Genomic DNA, 17,659 nt, shown 5'->3' with positions numbered 1-17,659 from the left:
CCCCTGTGGGAGGACGCCGCGTCACTTGGCGACCAGCGCCGACGAGCGCTCGGCGGGCGGTTCCGGGGTGCCGGCCGGCCCCGCCTCGGTCACCGTCTCCCGCCACAGCCGGGACCATGAGAGGAAGGTCGCCACCACCAGCAGCAGATTGCGCAGCGTCAGCGTCGTCACGCCCAGCTTGTCGCTGGCCACGACGTGGGCGAACCAGAGGGGGAACTCCAGCTGGGTCAGCGGCGCCGCCAGCAGCACCAGGGCGACGGGCAGCCCTTGCCGGGTCGTGCGCATCGTCATGCACACCGCCGCCAGACCGACCAGCCAGATCAGATACTGCGGGCTGATCACCCGGCTGGTGGTGGTGAACAGCAGCACGGCGGCGAAGGCCGCGTCGAAGGGCGTGCACGCCGTGAAGCGCCGCGCGCGCACCCGCCACAGCAGCAGCCACCCGAAGGCCAGCACGCTCAGCCCCAGCGCCAGCCGGCTCATCGTACGGACGTACGGGCCGAGGAACTCCACCGAGCCGTAGTGCAGCCGCGCGTGGCCCTCCCACCCGAAGTGCCGCCCCAGATGGAACACCAGCGACCCCAGCGACTCGATCTCCGTGCCCCGATCGCGCTGGAAGGTCAGGAACGCCAGCGCCCCCGGCATCGCCACGGCGAACAGCAGCCCCAGCACCAGCGCCGTGACCAGCGCGGCACCCCAGGCGGTACGGGAGCGGCGGCCGCGCGGGGTGCCGACGAGCAGCAGCACCGGCCAGACCTTCAGCAGCGCCCCGAACCCGGCGAGCACCCCCGAGAGCCGGGCCCCGGCCGGGCGCGCGGCGGCCAGCAGCGCCGCGACGGACACCGCCGTCACCATCACGTCGTAGCGGGCGTAGACGATCGGGCCCAGCAGCGGCACCCCGACGACCCAGACCCACACCCCCGCCCGGCTGCGCCTGCCGCCCCGCACAGTGTGGAGCAGCATCGCGAAGACCAGCGCGTCCGCCAGGAAGCACATCAGGAAGAACGCCGGGGCGTAGTCGAGGAACGGCAGCAGCCCGGGGGAGAGCACGGCCAGCGCCGCGGCCGGCGGGTACTGCCAGGTCACGTCGTTCAGCGGGAAGACGCCCGTCCGCAGCACCTCGTACCAGCCGTGGTAGATCACCTCGATGTCGATCGCGACGTCCGATCCGGGCAGCACCCACACCCGGAACACACACAGCAGCAGAACGGCCCGGGTGACGGCCCACGCCACGATCGAGAGCCGCAAGCCAGTGCCCGCCATGATTCACCTCGTCCACTCACGGTCCACGCACGGTTCACGGTCCACGCACGGCCCTACCCGCTCCGTCACTCCAAGGCATGATGCCGGTCGGGACGGCCCGCGCGCGGTGACGTGGCGGGACGCGGCGCGGTTGCCGCCCGATCGCACCCGGTACTGTCGGCGGCGATGTCACGGCCCAAGGCCACCGGCCGAGCCACCCCCAGCCGAAAGACCCCCGTGCACAAGACCTTGATCGTCACCAATGACTTCCCGCCCCGGCCCGGCGGCATCCAGGCATTCCTGCACAACATGGCGCTGCGTCTGGACCCGGCGGACGTCGTCGTCTACGCCTCGACGTGGAAGCGCGGCCGGGAGGGCGCCGAGGCCACCGCCCGCTTCGACGCCGAGCAGCCCTTCGAGGTCGTCCGTGACCGCACCACGATGCTGCTGCCCACCCCCCGGGTCACGCGCCGTGCCACCGCGCTGCTGCGCGAACACGGCTGCACCTCCGTGTGGTTCGGTGCCGCCGCGCCGCTGGGGCTCATGGCACCCGCGCTGCGCCGCGCCGGGGCCCGGCGGCTGGTCGCCACCACCCACGGCCACGAGGCGGGCTGGGCCCAGCTGCCCGCCGCCCGGCAACTGCTGCGCCGGATCGGCGAGGGCACGGACACGATCACCTATCTGGGGGAGTACACCCGGTCCCGGATCGCCGCCGCGCTGACCCCCGAGGCGGCCGCACGGATGGTGCGGCTGCCGCCCGGGGTGGACGAGAAGACCTTCCACCCGGCCTCGGGCGGTGCCGGGGTACGCGCCCGGCTCGGGCTCGCCGACCGCCCCGTCGTGGTGTGCGTCTCCCGGCTCGTCCCGCGCAAGGGCCAGGACACCCTCGTCCAGGCGATGCCGCGGATCCTCGCCGCGGTCCCGGACGCGGTGCTGCTGATCGTCGGCGGCGGCCCGTACGAGAAGGAGCTGCGGGCGCTCGCCGAGCGCACCGGCGTCGCCCACGCGGTCCGCTTCACCGGGCCCGTCCCCTGGGAGGAACTGCCCGCCCACTACGGCGCCGGCGACGTCTTCGCCATGCCCTGCCGCACCCGCCGCGGCGGGCTGGACGTCGAGGGGCTCGGCATCGTCTACCTGGAGGCGTCGGCGACCGGGCTCCCGGTGGTCGCGGGCGACTCCGGCGGCGCCCCGGACGCCGTCCTGGACGGCGAGACGGGGTACGTGGTGCGGGGCGGCTCCGCCGAGGAGTCCGCCGACCGGATCGTCACCCTGCTCCGGGACCCCGGACTCCGCCGTCGCATGGGCGAGCGGGGCCGCGCGTGGGTGGCGGAGCGGTGGAGCTGGGACCTCTTGGCTGACCGCCTACGGAAACTGCTTTAAAAATGTCCTCAATCGCCGGACGGGCTTGATAAAGCAAGCCCGTCCGGCGATTGAGGACACAGCGCAGCAAGCCCGCCCGGCGATCGAGGGCAGTCCTTTCCGCGCACCGCTACGCGTGGTAAATCGCTTCGATCTCGCCCGCGAAGTCCTTCGCCACCACGTTCCGCTTCAGCTTCAGCGACGGCGTCACGTGCCCCGACTCCTCCGTGAACTGGGCGGGCAGGATGCGGAACTTACGCACCGACTCCGCCTTGGAGACCGCCGCGTTGCCGTCGTCGACCGCCTTCTGCACATCGGCCAGCAGCTCGGCGTCGTCGGCCAGCTGGGTCGGCGTCGTACCGGCCGGACGGCCGTGCTCGGCGAGCCAGCGCGGCAGGAAGTCCTCGTCCAGGGTGATCAGCGCGCCCACGAACGGCCGGCCGTCGCCGACGACCATGCACTCGGCGATCAGGGCGTGCGAGCGGATCCGGTCCTCGATCACCGCGGGCGCGACGTTCTTGCCGCCCGCCGTGACGATGATCTCCTTCTTCCGGCCGGTGATCGCGAGGTAGCCGTCCTCGTCGAGCGTGCCCAGGTCACCGGTGTGGAACCAGCCGTCGGAGAGGGCGTCCTTCGTGGCCTGTTCGTTGTTCCAGTAGCCCGTGAACAGGTGCTCGCCGTGCAACAGCACCTCGCCGTCGTCGGCGATGCGCACCACCGACCCCGGCAGCGGCTGCCCGACCGAACCGATCTTCTGCCGGTCCCACGGGTTGAACGCGGTCGCGGCACACGTCTCGGTCAGCCCGTAGCCCTCCAGGACCGTGAAGCCGATGCCGCGGTAGAAGTGGCCGAGCCGCTCGCCCAGCGGCGCACCGCCGGAGATCGCGTGGGTGGCCCGGCCGCCGAGCACCGCGCGCAGCTTCCCGTAGACCAGCTTGTCGAAGATCTTGTGCTTGATCCGCAGACCGAACGAGGGGCCCGCCGGGGTGTCCTGCGCGCGGCTGTAGGCGATCGCGGTGTCCGCGGCCCGGTCGAAGATCTTGCCCTTGCCGTCCGCCTGGGCCTTGGCCCGCGCACCGTTGTAGACCTTCTCGAAGACCCGCGGCACGCCCAGCACCAGCGACGGCCGGAAGGACTGGAGGTCGTCGGTGAGATTGCGGATGTCGCTGACCAGGCCCAGCCGGATCGGGGCCATCACCGAGGCGATCTCGACCAGCCGGCCGAAGACGTGCGCGGCGGGCAGGAAGAGCAGCACGGAGGAGTCGCCGGTGCGGAAGAGCGGCTTGAGCCGCTCGACCACGTTGCCGCACTCCGCGAAGAAGCTGCGGTGGGTCAGCACACAGCCCTTCGGGCGGCCCGTGGTGCCCGAGGTGTAGACGATGGTGGCGGGGGAGTCGGCGGTGGCGAGGGCGCTGCGCTCGTCGACCACCTCGTCACTCAGCTCCTCGCCGGCGGCCCGCAGCCGGTCGAGCGCCCCGCGCTCGATCTGCCAGATGTTCGCGAGGTCGGGCAGCCGGTCCCGCACGGACTCCACGGCCGCCTCGTGCGCGGGGGACTCCACCAGAGCGGCCACGGCCCCGGAGTCGCCGAGGATCCACTGGATCTGCTCGGCCGAGCTGGTCTCGTAGACCGGCACGGTCACCGCGCCCGCGCTCCAGATGGCGAAGTCCAGCAGCGCCCATTCGTAGCGGGTGCGGGACAGCAGGGCGACCCGGTCGCCGGGGCGGATGCCGGAGGCGATCAGGCCCTTGGCGGCCGCACGGACCTCCGCCAGGAACCGGGTGGCGGTGACGTCCTGCCACACACCGTCGACCTTGCGCCCTATGACGGCGACATCAGGATGCTGCGCGGCGTTGCGGCGGATCAGATCCGTCAGGTTTCCGTCCGCGGGGACCTCGTACAGGGCCGGAAGGCTGAACTCGCGCAAGACTGCTGCTCCTCGTCGGGCGCCGGCGCCGCCGCGTCTTCGAGGGGCGCTGCGTCGGCTGCGGTCCATGATCAGGCAAGGGGGGTAGTGGACTGCCCGGACGTTACCCACCGGTACGGCTATTCGAATAGGGGTCGCGTCCAGATGTTCTATGCGTCACATGCCACGGGACTGCTGTCCGAACCCTAGCCCCTAGCTTTGGTAACCCGGAAGTAACCGCAGGTCGGGGCCCTTCCGAAGGCCGGGCCGCACGCCTAGGGTGATCCGCATGCGAGGTGGCTTCAGGATTCACGTGGTCAGTGATGTGCACGGCAACAGCGCGGCCCTGGCCCGGGCGGGCGACGGTGCCGATGCCCTGGTCTGCCTGGGCGACCTGGTCCTCTTCCTCGACTACGCCGACCACGCGCGCGGCATCTTCCCCGAGCTGTTCGGCGTCGAGAACGCCGACCGGCTCGTGGAACTGCGCACGGCCCGCCGCTTCGAGGAGGCCCGCGCGCTGGCCCGGCGCCTGTGGGCCGGAATAGACCGGGACGCGGCCGTCGAGAAGGCCGTGCGCGGGCAGTACGCCGAGCTGTTCGCCGCGTTCCCCACCCCCACCTACGCCACCTACGGCAACGTCGACATCCCCGGCCTGTGGCCCGAGTACGCCCGGCCCGGCACGACCATCCTCGACGGCGAGCGCGCCGAGATCGGCGGCCGGGTCTTCGGCTTCGTCGGCGGCGGCCTCCGGTCGCAGATGCGCACCCCCTACGAGATCGACGACGAGACCTACGCCGCGAAGCTCGCCGCCCTCGGCGAGGTCGACGTGCTCTGCACCCACATCCCGCCCGACGTGCCCGAGCTCTGCTACGACACCGTCGCCCGCCGCTTCGAGCGCGGCAGCTCGGCACTACTGGAGACGATCAAGGCCACCCGCCCCAAGTACGCCCTCTTCGGACATGTCCACCAGCCGCTCGCCCAGCGGATGCGCATCGGCGGCACCGAGTGCGTCAATGTCGGCCATTTCGCGTCGTCCGGTACTCCGTGGGCACTGGAGTGGTGACCGGCCGCGCGATGTAGCCTTCACCGGCAGGCACACGAGGCACACGCGGCAGCGGGACCGGTACGGAGGAGCCACGGCGATGGCGGAACACACCAGCTCGAGCATCACGATCGAGGCGGCCCCGGCCGAGGTCATGTCGGTGATCGCCGACTTCGACCGCTACCCGGAGTGGACCGGCGAGGTCAAGCAGGCCGAGGTCCTCGCCAAGGACGAGCAGGGCCGTGCCGAGCAGGTACGCCTGGTCCTCGACGCCGGTGCGATCAAGGACGACCACACGCTGGCCTACAGCTGGCCCGCCGACAACGTGGTGAGCTGGTCGCTGGTCAAGTCCCAGATGCTGCGCCAGCTCGACGGCTCCTACAGTCTGGCCCCCGTGGCCGGCGGCGCGCACACCGAGGTGACGTACCAGCTCACGGTCGACGTCAAGATCCCCATGCTCGGAATGATCAAGCGCAAGGCGGAGAAGGTCATCATCGACCGCGCCCTGCAGGGCCTCAAGGAACGCGTCGAGAGCGGCCCCGCCTCCTGAACCGACCCACCGACCCGGCCCGGTGCGGCGGACGGCCCGGCCGTCCGGCCACCGCCGCGCCCACCGCGTCACCCCTGCACCTCATCGCCGGAGGCTCCACCTTGCGTACGGTCCTCGTCACCGGTCCCGGCGGCGCGGGCCGTACCACCACCGCGGCGGCCACGGCACTCGCCGCGGCCCGCCAGGGGCGGCGCGTGCTGCTGCTCACCTCCGACCGCGGCCCCGCGCCCGAGGCGGTCCTCGGCGTCGCGCTGCCGGCGCCGCCCGCCGGACCCGGGGGCCCTGCCCCCTGGGCGCCGCCCGTCGAGGTCGCCCCCGGCCTCCGGGCGGCCCGCATCGCCGTCGGCGAGCACTTCCGCGACCGCGCCCGCGAACTCCAGGACCGTGGCGCCTCCCTCTTCGACCTGCTCGGCGCGACCCCCCTCGACGCCGAGGAACTCACCGAACTCCCCGGCGCCGAACCCCTGGCGATCCTCACCGCGCTGCGCGCCGCCCACACCGGTGACACCCCCTGGGACCTGCTCGTCGTCGACATGCCGCCCGCGCCGGAGACCATAAGGCTGCTCGCCCTGCCCGAACAGCTGCGCCGTTATCTGCGCCGGCTGCTGCCCCCCGAACGGCAGGCGGCCCGCGCGCTGCGGCCGATGCTCGCGCAACTGGCCGGGGTGCCGATGCCCGCACAGCGGCTGTACGAGACCGCCGAGCGCTGGGAAGCGGAGCTGGCCGCCGTGCAGCGGGTCATCGAGGCGAGGGACACGACCCTACGCCTCGTCGTGGACCCCGGGCCGGTCGCCGCCGAGGAGGTGCGCGTCGCCCGCGCCGGGCTCGCCCTCCAGGGCTGCCGGATCGACACCCTCGTCACCAACCGGCTGCTGCCCGACGCCCCCGGGACGGGCACGGCGGACCCCTGGCTCGCCGGGCTGGCCGCCGAGCAGCACACCGCGCTGAAGGCGCTGCGCGAGGAGTTCCTCGTCGACGCCGTCACCGTCTGCGCGCTGCCGCACCTCGGCCGTGGCCCACGGGGCGCCCGGGACCTCGCCGAACTGGCCGGCCGCGCCCGCTCGACCACCATCGGCGGGACCGGGATCGTCGAGGGGGACGGCCTGACCGACGAACTCGACGGCTGGACCGGCCCGGGCCCGGACGGCCCGGACGGCGTCGGGGAGCCCGACGCCTGGTCCGTGGAGGACCGCACCGTCGCCGACGGCGTCCTCGTCTGGCGGCTGCCGCTGCCCGGCGCCGACCGTGAGTCACTGGACCTGGTCCGCCGGGGCGACGAGCTGATCGTCGGCGTCGGACCGTTCCGCCGCGTCCTGCCCCTGCCGTCCGCGCTGCGCCGCTGCACCGTCTCCGGCGCCGCGCTGCGCGACGGCGCCCTGTGCGTGCGGTTCACCCCCGACCCCGGCCTCTGGCCGCGGAGCGGCTGAACGGCACTACGCCGTTCGGGTAACGTCGAAGGAAAAACCAGCCCGCAGGAGTCCGCCATGAGCGAAGCCAACGAGCGCCCCGTCTTCGAAGGGGAGGCCGACCACGACGCCTGGGAGCGGGCCTGCGCCGAGGATCTCGCCGCGGAGAAGGCCCGCCGCCGCGCGGAGTACGGACGGCAGGGGCCGGCCACCGGCAGCGCCGCCGAGGAGCTGCGCAAGCTCGTCGACGCCGTCGCCGACAAGGTCGCGGGGCTCCAACTGCCACTCGCCGGGGCGGCCGCGCAGGGCGCCGTGCGCCAGCTCGTCACCCAGGCGAAGGCGGTGGTCGAGCCCGTCATCGAGCGCAACCCCGACGTCTTCGACCACCTGGCCTCCGCGGGCTCCGAACTGCTCGCCGCCTACCGCGCCGCCGTCCAGGGCCAGGAGGGCCGCTGGACCCGGGGCGAGAGCCCGGCGTCCGCGCCCGCCGGCCGGACCGCCCCCGACGACCGCACCCCGCCCGGCAAGGGCGACGGAGCCGCCGGCGGAAGCGAGCGCATCGACCTTGACTGACCTGGGCCTCCGGTACGGTGGGCCGTGGCGGGGTTCGAGCGAATAACTGAGGGATACATGGGACTCACCATCGGCGTCGACATCGGCGGCACGAAGATCGCGGCCGGCGTGGTCGACGAAGAGGGCAAGATCCTCGCGACCTGCAAGGTGCCCACCCCCCCGACCCCCGAAGCGGTCGTCGACGCCATCGCGGACGCGGTGCGCACGGTCGGTGTCGGGCACGCCGTCGAGGCGGTCGGTATCGGTGCCGCCGGTTACGTGGACGACAAGCGGGCCACCGTCCTGTTCGCCCCCAACATCAACTGGCGTCACGAGGCCCTCAAGGACAAGGTCGAGCAGCGCGTCGGCCTCCCGGTCGTCGTGGAGAACGACGCCAACGCCGCCGCCTGGGGCGAATACCGCTTCGGCGCCGGCCAGGGCCACGACGACGTCATCTGCATCACCCTGGGCACCGGCCTGGGCGGCGGCATCATCATCGGCAACAAGCTGCGCCGCGGCCGCTTCGGTGTGGCGGCCGAATTCGGCCATATCCGGGTCGTCCCCGACGGCCTGCTGTGCGGTTGCGGAAGCCAGGGCTGCTGGGAGCAGTACGCCTCCGGGCGCGCCCTCGTCCGCTACGCCAAGCAGCGCGCCAACGCCACCCCGGAGAACGCGGCGATCCTGCTGGGGCTCGGTGACGGCACCGTCGAGGGCATCGAGGGCAAGCACATCAGCACCGCCGCCCGGCAGGGCGACCCGGTCGCCATCGACTCCTTCCGCGAGCTGGCCCGCTGGGCAGGCGCGGGCCTGGCCGACCTGGCCTCGCTCTTCGACCCGTCCGCGTTCATCGTCGGCGGCGGGGTCTCGGACGAGGGTGACCTCGTGCTCGACCCCATCCGCAAGTCCTTCAAGCGCTGGCTGATCGGCGGCCAGTGGCGCCCGCACGCGCAGGTGCTCGCCGCGCAGCTGGGCGGCAAGGCCGGTCTCGTCGGCGCCGCCGACCTGGCACGCCAGGGGTGACCCGACGGCGGGGCCCGGCGGCGCCGGGCCCCGTTCCGCATCGCTCGCCGCCCACGGCGGAAAGGGAAAGCACCGTGCTGCACGACCTGCCCGCATCCCGGACGGAGTCCGACGGTTCGGCCGTCGTCCGCGTACTCAGCTACAACATCCGCTCCATGCGTGACGACACAGGGGCGCTGGCCCGCGTCATCCGGGCCTGCGCCCCCGATGTCGTCTGCGTCCAGGAAGCGCCGCGCTTCTTCCGCTGGCGCAAGGCCGCCGCCCGCCTCGCCCGTACCTCCGGCCTGGTGTACGTCACCGGCGGGGCCACCGCCTCCGGCCCGATGATCCTCTCCTCGCTGCGCGCCACGGTGGAGAGCGCGGAGGACGTCCTGCTGCCCCGCACCCCCGGTCTGCACCAGCGCGGCTTCGCCACCGCCGTGCTCCGCTTCGGCCGGGCCCGGCTCGGTGTCCTCAGCTGCCACCTGAGCATGAAGGACGAGGAACGCTACGGCCAGGGCCGACTGCTCCTCGAGCGGCTCGCCTCCCTCGGCGTCCCGCACGCCGTCGCGGCGGGCGATCTCAACGACCGGCCCGACGGGAGGACGTTCAAGCTCCTCGCGGGCGCCCTCCAGGACGGCTGGGCCACGAAGCCGTGGGGGCGCGAGCACACCACCCGGCTCGGCGACCCCCTCCAACGCATCGACGCGGTCTTCGCGACCGAGGGCGTGGAGATCCTCGGCTGCGGGGTCCCGATGGGATTGGCGGGGGTCGCGGAGCGGGATCTGAGGTCCGCCACGGATCACCTGCCGGTGTTGGCGGTTGTGCGGGTGCCGGCCGCTTAGCGCTGTGCGGGCCCCTTGACCTCGGGCCCCGGTGGATGTCCGGGTGCCGGCCCGGTTGCGCGGGGCCCTTGGCCTCGGGCCCCGGTGGGTATCCGGGTGCCGGCCCGGTTGCGCGGGGCTCCGCCCCGGACCCCGGTCCTCAATCGCCGGACGGGCTGAGTTTTGCCGGGCCCCGGTCGAGCGCCGGGCGGGCTGTTTTCGCCGGGCCCGGTCTGCAAGCGCCGGGCGGGCTCGGAAAATTAGCCCGTCCGGCGATTGAGGACAATGCGGGTGCCCTATACGACCGCTCCGCGGCCCGGGTCGTCGTTGTCCTCGTCGTCGCCGTCCTTCATGCGGAGCACCAGCGTGGCGAAGCCGCCGAGGAAGCCGCCGACGCCGAGGGTGGTCATCCACCACGTCAGCTCCTGGCGCAGCAGCACCATGATCAGCAGGAGCAGCGGTCCGCCGAGTACGGCGATCCAGGCGAAACGGGCGGTGACATCGCCGGTGGGCAGCGGCGGCGGCTCCGGGGGGACGAAGTGGCCCTCGTCCGCCTCGTCCGCCTCGTCGGCGCCGCCGGGCCCCGGCTCGGGCCGGTCGCGGGGGCCGACGCCGGGGGCGTAGACGATGAAGCTACCCGGCCGGTCCGGCTGCCCGGGGGCGGCCGGGGCGGTCCTGGTGGTGCCGTCCCGGTCGTCGTCGGGGCCGTCCGGGCCGTCGGCGGCGGCATCGTCCGGCCTGTCCGGAACGGGACGGTCCGGGGCCCGGTCGCGGTCGTCGAGTTCGTCCGTGACATCACCGGAGGCGGGCCAGCGGCCCTTGGCGGGGTCGGGCTGTTCGCCGTACGCGGCGACGAGCTCCGCCCAGGCCGCGTCCTCGTCCAGTGGGTCGCGGCTCTCGTCGCGGCCGGCGTCGCGCTCAGCCACGGGTGGCCGTCCCCTCCTTGCCGGCGTCCGCGTCGGCAGCCGTGCTCAGCCGGCTGATGAACGCGTACGTGTCCTTGAAGATCAGATCGGCGTCGTGGTCGAGGGTCGCCACGTGGCGGCTGCGCTCCAGCAGCCGCTCGGTGATGTCCCGGGAGGAGACGCGGGCCAGGATGCGCGCCGAGTCGGCGGCGGGGACCACCCGGTCGTCGGGGCTGTGCAGCAGCAGCAACGGCTGGGTGACCTGCGGAAGTTCGGCGTCGACCAGCCGGAAGAAGCGGCGCAGCGAGTGCGCGGCGTGCAGCGGCACCCGGTCGTAGCCGATCTCGGCCGCGCCCGGCTTGGCGATGTCGCTGGCGATGCCCTTGGTGCTGCGCAGCAGATGGCGCGCCACGGGCAGCGCCTTGGCGGCGAGGCCGTGCACCTTGTTGCCGGGGTTGACCACGACGACGCCGCGGACCACGTCACCGTGCAGGGCCGCGAGCCGCAGCGCGAGCGCCCCGCCCATCGACAGCCCGCACACGAAGATCTCGGAGCAGTGCTCGCGCAGGGACCGCAGCTCGCGGTCCACCTCCGCGTACCAGTCCTGCCACCCGGTGAGCTGCATGTCCTGCCAGCGGGTGCCGTGGCCGGGGAGGAGGGGAAGCGACACCGTCAGGCCGCGTTCCGCGAGATAATCGGCCCAGGGCCGTACGGACTGCGGGGAACCGGTGAAGCCGTGACACACAAGGACGCCGACCTCTCCGCCGACGTGGCGGAACGGCTCGGCGCCGGGGAGGAGCGGCACCGGGATCTCCGATCGATGGAACGGGAAAGGGGTCTGGCCCTCAGCGTACGCGGAGCGCCGCACGGCGGGTAGGCAGGTTAAGGTCTCCTCGTCACTACAGGAGGTTCTGGGTTGTTCTACGGCGCTATGAAGCTGTCCATCGGCGGGTCGCTGAAGCTTGCCTTCCGGCCGTGGGTGGAGGGCCTGGAGAACATCCCGGCGGAGGGGCCCGCGATCCTGGCGAGCAACCACCTGTCCTTCTCGGACTCCTTCTTCCTTCCCGCGGTGCTCGACCGGAAGGTCACGTTCATCGCGAAGCAGGAGTACTTCACCTCCCCAGGGGTCAAGGGGAAGCTGACGGCCGCGTTCTTCAAGGGCGTCGGCCAGCTCCCCGTCGACCGTTCCGGCGGCCGCGGCGCGGGTGAGGCCGCGATCAAGAGCGGCATCGAGGTGCTGGAGCGCGGTGAGCTGTTCGGTATCTACCCCGAGGGCACCCGCTCCCCGGACGGGCGTCTCTACCGCGGCAAGCCCGGCGGTCTCGCCCGGGTGGCGCTGCTGTCCGGCGCCCCCGTGATCCCCGTCGCGATGATCGACACGGAGAAGGTGCAGCCGCCCGGGAAGGTGCTGCCCAAGATGATCCGCCCGGGCATCCGGATCGGTGAACCGCTCGATTTCAGCCGTTACCACGGCATGGACGGCGACCGCTTCATCCTGCGCTCGGTGACCGACGAGGTCATGTACAAGATCATGGAGCTGTCCGGCCAGGAGTACGTCGACATCTACGCGACGGCCGCCAAGCGGCAGATCGCGGAAGAGGCCAAGCGCAAGGCCGAGGAGGAGAAGGCGGCCAAGGCGGCCGGCCTCGACAAGGCCGGCAAGCAGCCCGAGGCCTGAGCGCCCGGCGGGGGGTGGGGTCGATGACCGAGGCGACACACACGCCACCGGGCATATCGCGGGCACCGGGCGGCAAGCGGCCGCGTGCCGTCCGCATGTCCGTGGAGCTGCCGCTGTGGCGTGCGCTGACCGGCTACCGGATCATCACCCTCGGCTACGCCCTCGCCCTCTTCGTCCTCAACTACCGCGAGTACGCGCACCCGCTCGGCGCCGCCCTCTACATGGGCGCGCTGACCGTATGGATGCTGCTGACCTGGAACCGGGTGACGGCACCCGAGCGCTGCACCAGACGGTTCCTGGCCGCCGATCTCACCATCGCGCTGGCCGGCATCCTGCTGACCTCCGTCATCGACTCCGCCGAGCGCATCGCGAGCGGCGCGGCCACCCTGCCGTCCATCTGGGCGGGCGGCGCCGTGCTGGGCTGTGCCATCAAGGGCGGCTGGCGCTGGGCGGCCGTCGGCTCCACGCTCGTGGCCGTCGCCAACCTCATCGAGCGCGGCGGCGCCGCCCGCGACACGGTCCACAACGTGCTGCTGGTGTGGGTCTCCAGCATCGCCATCGGCTACATCGTCGAGGTGGCCCGCGCCAGTGAGCGCACGCTCGCCCGTGCCCTGACGATCGAGGCGGCGACCCGCGAGCGCGAGCGGCTGGCCCGCGACATCCACGACGGCGTCCTGCAGGTGCTGGCCATGGTGCAGCGCCGCGGCACCGCGCTCGGCGGCGAGGCCGCCGAGCTGGGCCGGATGGCGGGCGAGCAGGAGATCGCGCTGCGCACCCTCGTCGCCGGTGGCCTGCTGCCCCCGCAGCGCTCGGCCGCGCAGCTCGTTGAGGACGCCGAACTGGTGCGGACGGTCACCCACACCGCCCCCGCCGCCGTGCCCTCGGGGCCCTGCGACCTCCAGGCGCTCCTCGCCCCCTACGCCGGAGCCGGTGTCTCCTTCGCCGGGCCCGGTACGCCCGTGCTGCTGGAGGCGGCCGCCGCGGCGGAACTGGCCGCGGCCGTCGGTGCCGCCCTGGACAATGTGGCCAAGCACGCCGGTGACGGCGCGCGGGCCTGGATCCTGCTGGAGGACGAGCCCGGCGAGGTGATCGTCACCGTGCGGGACGACGGCCCGGGCATCGCCGAAGGCCGGCTGGCGGACGCCGAGCGGGAGGGACGCATGGGCGTCGCGCTGTCGATCCGCGGCCGGCTGCGCGACCTGGGCGGCAGCGCGGAGCTGGTGTCGGTGCCGGGACAGGGCACCGAAGTCGAACTGAGAGTTCCGCGCGCCGGCGCGTGAACGCGAACCGCAAGGGAAGGCACCGGGGCGACGAGCCCGGTGCGGGTGACGAGCGATGAGTGACATCCCGATGAGTGAAGAGCAGGCCGTACGGGTCATGGTGGTCGACGACCACCCCATGTGGCGGGACGCGGTCGCCCGCGATCTGGCCGCCGCCGGGTTCGACGTCGTGGCCACCGCCGGGGACGGCCCGCAGGCGGTCCGGCGCGCCCAGGCCGTGGTCCCCGACGTCCTGGTCCTCGACCTCAATCTGCCCGGTCTGCCCGGTGTGGCCGTCTGCAAGGAACTGGTCCAGGAGAACCCCGCCCTGCGCGTCCTGGTGCTCTCCGCCAGCGGCGAGCACGCGGACGTCCTGGAGGCGGTGAAGTCCGGGGCGACCGGCTATCTGCTGAAGTCGGCCAGCACCGGCGAACTGGTGGATGCCGTACGCCGGACCGCCGCCGGCGACCCCGTCTTCACCCCCGGGCTGGCCGGACTGGTGCTCGGCGAATACCGGCGGCTGGCCTCCGACCCGGCCCCCGCCGCCCCCGACGAACCGAAGGCCCCCCGGCTCACCGACCGGGAGACCGAGGTGCTGCGTCTCGTCGCCAAGGGCCTCTCCTACAAACAGATCGCCGAGCGGCTGGTTATTTCCCACCGCACGGTGCAGAACCATGTGCAGAACACCTTGGGCAAGCTCCAGTTGCACAACCGCGTAGAGCTGGTGCGCTACGCGATAGAGCGAGGTCTCGACGACGCCTGACCCTCCGCGGCCGGGCGTACCCGGCTGAAGGGAAGGTGTCATGCGGGTCGGAGTACTGACCGGTGGCGGTGACTGCCCCGGGCTCAACGCGGTCATCCGCGCCGTCGTCCGCAAGGGCGTCCAGCGTTACGACTACGAATTCCTCGGCTACAAGGACGGCTGGCGCGGACCGCTCGAAGGAGCGGCGACGCCCCTCGGCATCCCGGCCGTGCGCGGGATCCTGCCGCGCGGCGGCACCGTGCTCGGATCATCACGGACCAACCCCTTCAACGAGCGGGACGGCGTCCGCCGGATCAAGGACACCCTCGCCAAGGACCGGGTGGACGCCCTGATCGCCATCGGCGGCGAGGACACCCTCGGCGTCGCCTCCCGGCTGTGCGCCGAGTACGGCATCGCCTGCGTCGGCGTCCCCAAGACCATCGACAACGACCTCTCCGCCACCGACTACACCTTCGGCTTCGACACCGCCGTCAACATCGCCACCGAGGCCATCGACCGGCTGCACACCACCGCCGAGTCGCACATGCGCGTCCTCGTCGTGGAGGTCATGGGCCGGCACGCGGGCTGGATCGCCCTGCACTCCGGCATGGCCGGCGGCGCCAACGTCATCCTCATCCCCGAACAGCGCTTCGACCTCGACGAGGTGTGCGGCTGGGTCACGTCCCGCTTCCGCGCCAGCTACGCCCCGATCGTCGTGGTCGCGGAGGGCGCCATGCCGAAGGACGGCGACCTGGTCCTGAAGAACGCCGGCGCGCGGGACTCCTTCGGCCATGCCCGGCTGTCCGGGGTGGGGGAGTGGCTCGCCGGGGAGATCGAGCGCCGCACCGGAAAGGAGGCACGCACGATAGTGCTGGGCCACGTACAGCGCGGGGGGACCCCGAGCGCGTTCGACCGGTGGCTGGCGACGCGGTTCGGACTGCACGCGATCTCCGCGGTGCGGGACGGCGACTTCGGGACGATGGTGGCGCTGCGCGGCACGGAGATCGTCCGGGTGCCGCTCGGCGAGGCGACGGCCCGACTGAAGACGGTGCCGTCCGATCGGTACGAGGAAGCGAAGCTTCTGTTCGGATGAGATCCCGGCTACCGCCGGGAGCCGAAAGACCGTCCTCGATCGCCGGACGGGCTCCGAGGAGCCTGCCCGGCGATCGAGGTGGGAGAGTCCCTCAGACCAGTACCGACGCCAGCAGGTCCGCCACGATCGTCGCGCCGTTCAGCGTCAGCACCGACTCCGGGTGGAACTGGACCCCCGCGAAGCCGGGGCCGCGCAGGGCGTGGACCTCGCCGGAGGCGTCCCGGGCGACCTCCACCCGGTGCATCGCCAGTTCCTCCTGGGCCCTGTCCGTGCAGCGCGCCGTGAACGTGTTGTAGAAGCCGACCGTCTCCGGGCGCCCGAAGAAGTCGATCCGCCGCTGCGCGCCCTGCGCCGGGTCCGCCTTGCGGACGACGTCCAGGCCCAGCTCCGCCGCGATCAGCTCGTGCCCCAGGCACACCCCCAGCAGCCCGTGCCGCTGCTCCCGCAGCAGCTCGCCCGTCAGCCCGCGCAGCAGCCGCATCTTGGGGTCGGCCGGGTCCGAGGGGTTGCCGGGACCGGGCCCCAGCACCACCGGGCCGGCGTGGCCCAGCGCCGTGTCCCGCAGCCCCGGCTCGTCGTAGCGGCGCACGGTGACGGCCAGCCCCGAGGTGCGCAGCAGATGCGCCAGCATCGCCGTGAAGGTGTCCTCGCCGTCGACGACGAGCGCGTGCCCCGACAGCTTCGCCGTCGACGACGCCGCCCGCATGCGCAGCCAGAACGGCGCCAGGTCCGCGCGCCGGGCGTCGAGCGCGGCCCGTACGCGCGGGTCGTCACCGAGCCGGGCCGGGGCCGGCGCGGGCGCGGTGCCGCGCGCGGCGCGGACGCCGAGCGCCGCGAGCACACCGGCCGCCTTGGCATGCGTCTCGGCGACCTCCCCGGCGGGGTCGGAGTGGCGTACGAGCGTGGCGCCGACCGCCACCCGCAGCCGGCCGCGCCGGTCGATGTCGGCGGTCCGGATGAGGATCGGCGAGTCGAGCGTCCGGGCGCCGGACGCGTCCCGGCCGATGAGGGCCAGCGCCCCCGCGTAGTAGCCGCGCCCCTCCGGCTCGTACCGCCCGATGACCCGGCAGGCGTTCTGCACCGGCGAACCGGTCACGGTCGCCGCGAACATCGTCTCCCGAAGCACCTCCCGCACGTCCAGCGAGGAGCGCCCGCGCAGCTCGTACTCGGTGTGCGCGAGATGGGCCATCTCCTTGAGCCGGGGGCCGACCACCACACCGCCCATGTCCCCGACCGTGCACATCATCTTCAGTTCCTCGTCCACCACCATGGAAAGCTCCTCCACCTCCTTGCGGTCGTGCAGGAACGACAGCAGTCCCTCGGCGGTGGGGCCCTCGGCGGGGTAGCGGTAGGTGCCGCTGATCGGGTTCATCACGACCGTCCCGCCGGACATCCGTACGTGCGCCTCCGGGCTGGCCCCCACCAGCGTCCGGTCGCCCGTGTGCACCACGTACGTCCAGTACGCCCCGCGCTCCCCGGCCAGCAACCGCCGGAACAGGGCCAGCGCGTCGGCCGCCGCGAAGCCGTGGATCTCACCCTCGAAGGTCCGCCGGACGACGAAGTTGGCACCCTCGCCCGTGCCGATCTCGTCCTCGATCACCCGCTCGACGATCCGCGCGTACTCCTCGTCGCTCACGTCGAAGGCCCCGCCCTCGACCCGCACGTCGTGCGCGGGCAGCGCGGCGAGGACCTCGGCGAGCGGCAGCTCGTACGACTCCTCGGGGCGCAGCACCAGCAGTGGCGTCCCGTCGTCGCGGGCCGCGAAGCCGCGCTCGCGGATCTGCCGGAACGGCACCAGGGCGAGCGCGTCGTGCGCGGGGCCGCCCTCGGCGGGGGCGGCGGGCGGCAGGGGGATGTCGGCGAGGCGCCCGGCCTCGCCCACCGGGCCGAGCAGCAGCTCGACGTGATCGGTCCCGGCGCCGTGCGGGCGGCCGGGGACGCGGCGGCGCAGGAGGGCGAAGGGCGGGCAGGCGGGATCGGTCAGCCGGGCGAGGAGGGCGGAGGTGTCGGGCATCTGGGGTGTTCCTTCCGGTGCGGGGAGGGAACGGCCCGTGAAACACGGAAGGCCGCCCCTCGGGGGCGGCCTTCGCGGTGAGTGTGCT

At 73.1% G+C, this 17,659-nt stretch carries 16 protein-coding genes; 11 read left to right on the top strand and 5 right to left on the bottom strand.

The window, feature by feature from the left end:
- Positions 1-21: 21 nt before the first annotated feature.
- The gene (locus tag ACZ6MA_RS01530) at positions 22-1,263 is read right to left on the bottom strand and encodes a glycosyltransferase 87 family protein (RefSeq protein WP_469430166.1); all 1,242 of its coding nucleotides are present in this window, start codon (positions 1,261-1,263) and stop codon (positions 22-24) included.
- Positions 1,264-1,479: 216 nt separating this feature from the next.
- Here ACZ6MA_RS01530 and ACZ6MA_RS01525 point away from each other — a divergent pair, with 216 nt between their 5' ends.
- Positions 1,480-2,622: a glycosyltransferase family 4 protein gene (locus tag ACZ6MA_RS01525; protein ID WP_469431158.1), complete on the top strand. Its 1,143-nt coding sequence runs from the start codon at positions 1,480-1,482 to the stop codon at positions 2,620-2,622.
- Between the two features lie 109 nt (positions 2,623-2,731).
- Here ACZ6MA_RS01525 and ACZ6MA_RS01520 read toward each other — a convergent pair whose 3' ends face one another.
- Complete coding sequence (locus ACZ6MA_RS01520; protein ID WP_469430165.1) at positions 2,732-4,528, bottom strand: AMP-dependent synthetase/ligase; 1,797 nt, start codon at positions 4,526-4,528, stop codon at positions 2,732-2,734.
- Between the two features lie 268 nt (positions 4,529-4,796).
- On the opposite strand from ACZ6MA_RS01520, the gene ACZ6MA_RS01515 reads away from it, so the two are divergent.
- From ACZ6MA_RS01515 to ACZ6MA_RS01490, 6 genes are all read left to right on the top strand, one after another.
- Positions 4,797-5,570, top strand: coding sequence for a metallophosphoesterase family protein (locus ACZ6MA_RS01515; protein WP_469430163.1), 774 nt, complete (start codon positions 4,797-4,799; stop codon positions 5,568-5,570).
- Between the two features lie 79 nt (positions 5,571-5,649).
- Positions 5,650-6,099, top strand: a complete 450-nt coding sequence (locus ACZ6MA_RS01510) for an SRPBCC family protein (RefSeq protein ID WP_469430161.1) — start codon at positions 5,650-5,652, stop codon at positions 6,097-6,099.
- 101 nt (positions 6,100-6,200) lie between these two features.
- A complete protein-coding gene (locus ACZ6MA_RS01505; RefSeq protein WP_469430159.1) occupies positions 6,201-7,526 on the top strand; it encodes an ArsA family ATPase in 1,326 nt (441 codons plus the stop codon).
- Positions 7,527-7,583: 57 nt separating this feature from the next.
- The gene (locus tag ACZ6MA_RS01500) at positions 7,584-8,078 is read left to right on the top strand and encodes a DUF5304 domain-containing protein (RefSeq protein ID WP_469430157.1); all 495 of its coding nucleotides are present in this window, start codon (positions 7,584-7,586) and stop codon (positions 8,076-8,078) included.
- A gap of 57 nt (positions 8,079-8,135) precedes the next feature.
- Complete coding sequence (locus tag ACZ6MA_RS01495) at positions 8,136-9,077, top strand: ROK family glucokinase (protein ID WP_469430155.1); 942 nt, start codon at positions 8,136-8,138, stop codon at positions 9,075-9,077.
- 77 nt (positions 9,078-9,154) lie between these two features.
- Positions 9,155-9,901: an endonuclease/exonuclease/phosphatase family protein gene (locus ACZ6MA_RS01490; protein ID WP_469431156.1), complete on the top strand. Its 747-nt coding sequence runs from the start codon at positions 9,155-9,157 to the stop codon at positions 9,899-9,901.
- Positions 9,902-10,176: 275 nt separating this feature from the next.
- Here ACZ6MA_RS01490 and ACZ6MA_RS01485 read toward each other — a convergent pair whose 3' ends face one another.
- Positions 10,177-10,806: a hypothetical protein gene (locus ACZ6MA_RS01485; protein ID WP_469430153.1), complete on the bottom strand. Its 630-nt coding sequence runs from the start codon at positions 10,804-10,806 to the stop codon at positions 10,177-10,179.
- Positions 10,799-11,590 carry an alpha/beta hydrolase gene (locus ACZ6MA_RS01480; protein WP_469430151.1) on the bottom strand — a complete coding sequence of 264 codons (792 nt, stop codon included), beginning with the start codon at positions 11,588-11,590 and terminating at the stop codon, positions 10,799-10,801. Before ACZ6MA_RS01480 ends, ACZ6MA_RS01485 begins: the two co-directional genes overlap by 8 nt.
- Positions 11,591-11,716: 126 nt before the next feature.
- Between ACZ6MA_RS01480 and ACZ6MA_RS01475 the strand changes: the two genes are divergently transcribed.
- The 4 genes from ACZ6MA_RS01475 (at position 11,717) to ACZ6MA_RS01460 (ending at position 15,557) form a co-directional block, all read left to right on the top strand.
- Positions 11,717-12,463: a lysophospholipid acyltransferase family protein gene (locus tag ACZ6MA_RS01475; RefSeq protein ID WP_207303895.1), complete on the top strand. Its 747-nt coding sequence runs from the start codon at positions 11,717-11,719 to the stop codon at positions 12,461-12,463.
- 23 nt (positions 12,464-12,486) lie between these two features.
- Positions 12,487-13,743 carry a MacS family sensor histidine kinase gene (gene macS / locus ACZ6MA_RS01470; protein WP_469430149.1) on the top strand — a complete coding sequence of 419 codons (1,257 nt, stop codon included), beginning with the start codon at positions 12,487-12,489 and terminating at the stop codon, positions 13,741-13,743.
- Between the two features lie 70 nt (positions 13,744-13,813).
- Positions 13,814-14,485: a response regulator gene (locus ACZ6MA_RS01465; RefSeq protein ID WP_469430148.1), complete on the top strand. Its 672-nt coding sequence runs from the start codon at positions 13,814-13,816 to the stop codon at positions 14,483-14,485.
- 40 nt (positions 14,486-14,525) lie between these two features.
- Positions 14,526-15,557, top strand: a complete 1,032-nt coding sequence (locus tag ACZ6MA_RS01460; protein WP_469430146.1) for a 6-phosphofructokinase — start codon at positions 14,526-14,528, stop codon at positions 15,555-15,557.
- Between the two features lie 91 nt (positions 15,558-15,648).
- Here the strand turns inward: ACZ6MA_RS01460 and ACZ6MA_RS01455 are convergent, their stop codons facing one another.
- The gene (locus ACZ6MA_RS01455) at positions 15,649-17,571 is read right to left on the bottom strand and encodes an anthranilate synthase family protein (protein WP_469430144.1); all 1,923 of its coding nucleotides are present in this window, start codon (positions 17,569-17,571) and stop codon (positions 15,649-15,651) included.
- Between the last annotated feature and the right edge of the window lie 88 nt (positions 17,572-17,659).

This window comes from Streptomyces sp. NPDC042259 (assembly GCF_055582085.1).
The sequence above is the reverse complement of the archived record's forward strand: the minus strand, read 5'-3'. Positions and strand labels throughout refer to the sequence as shown.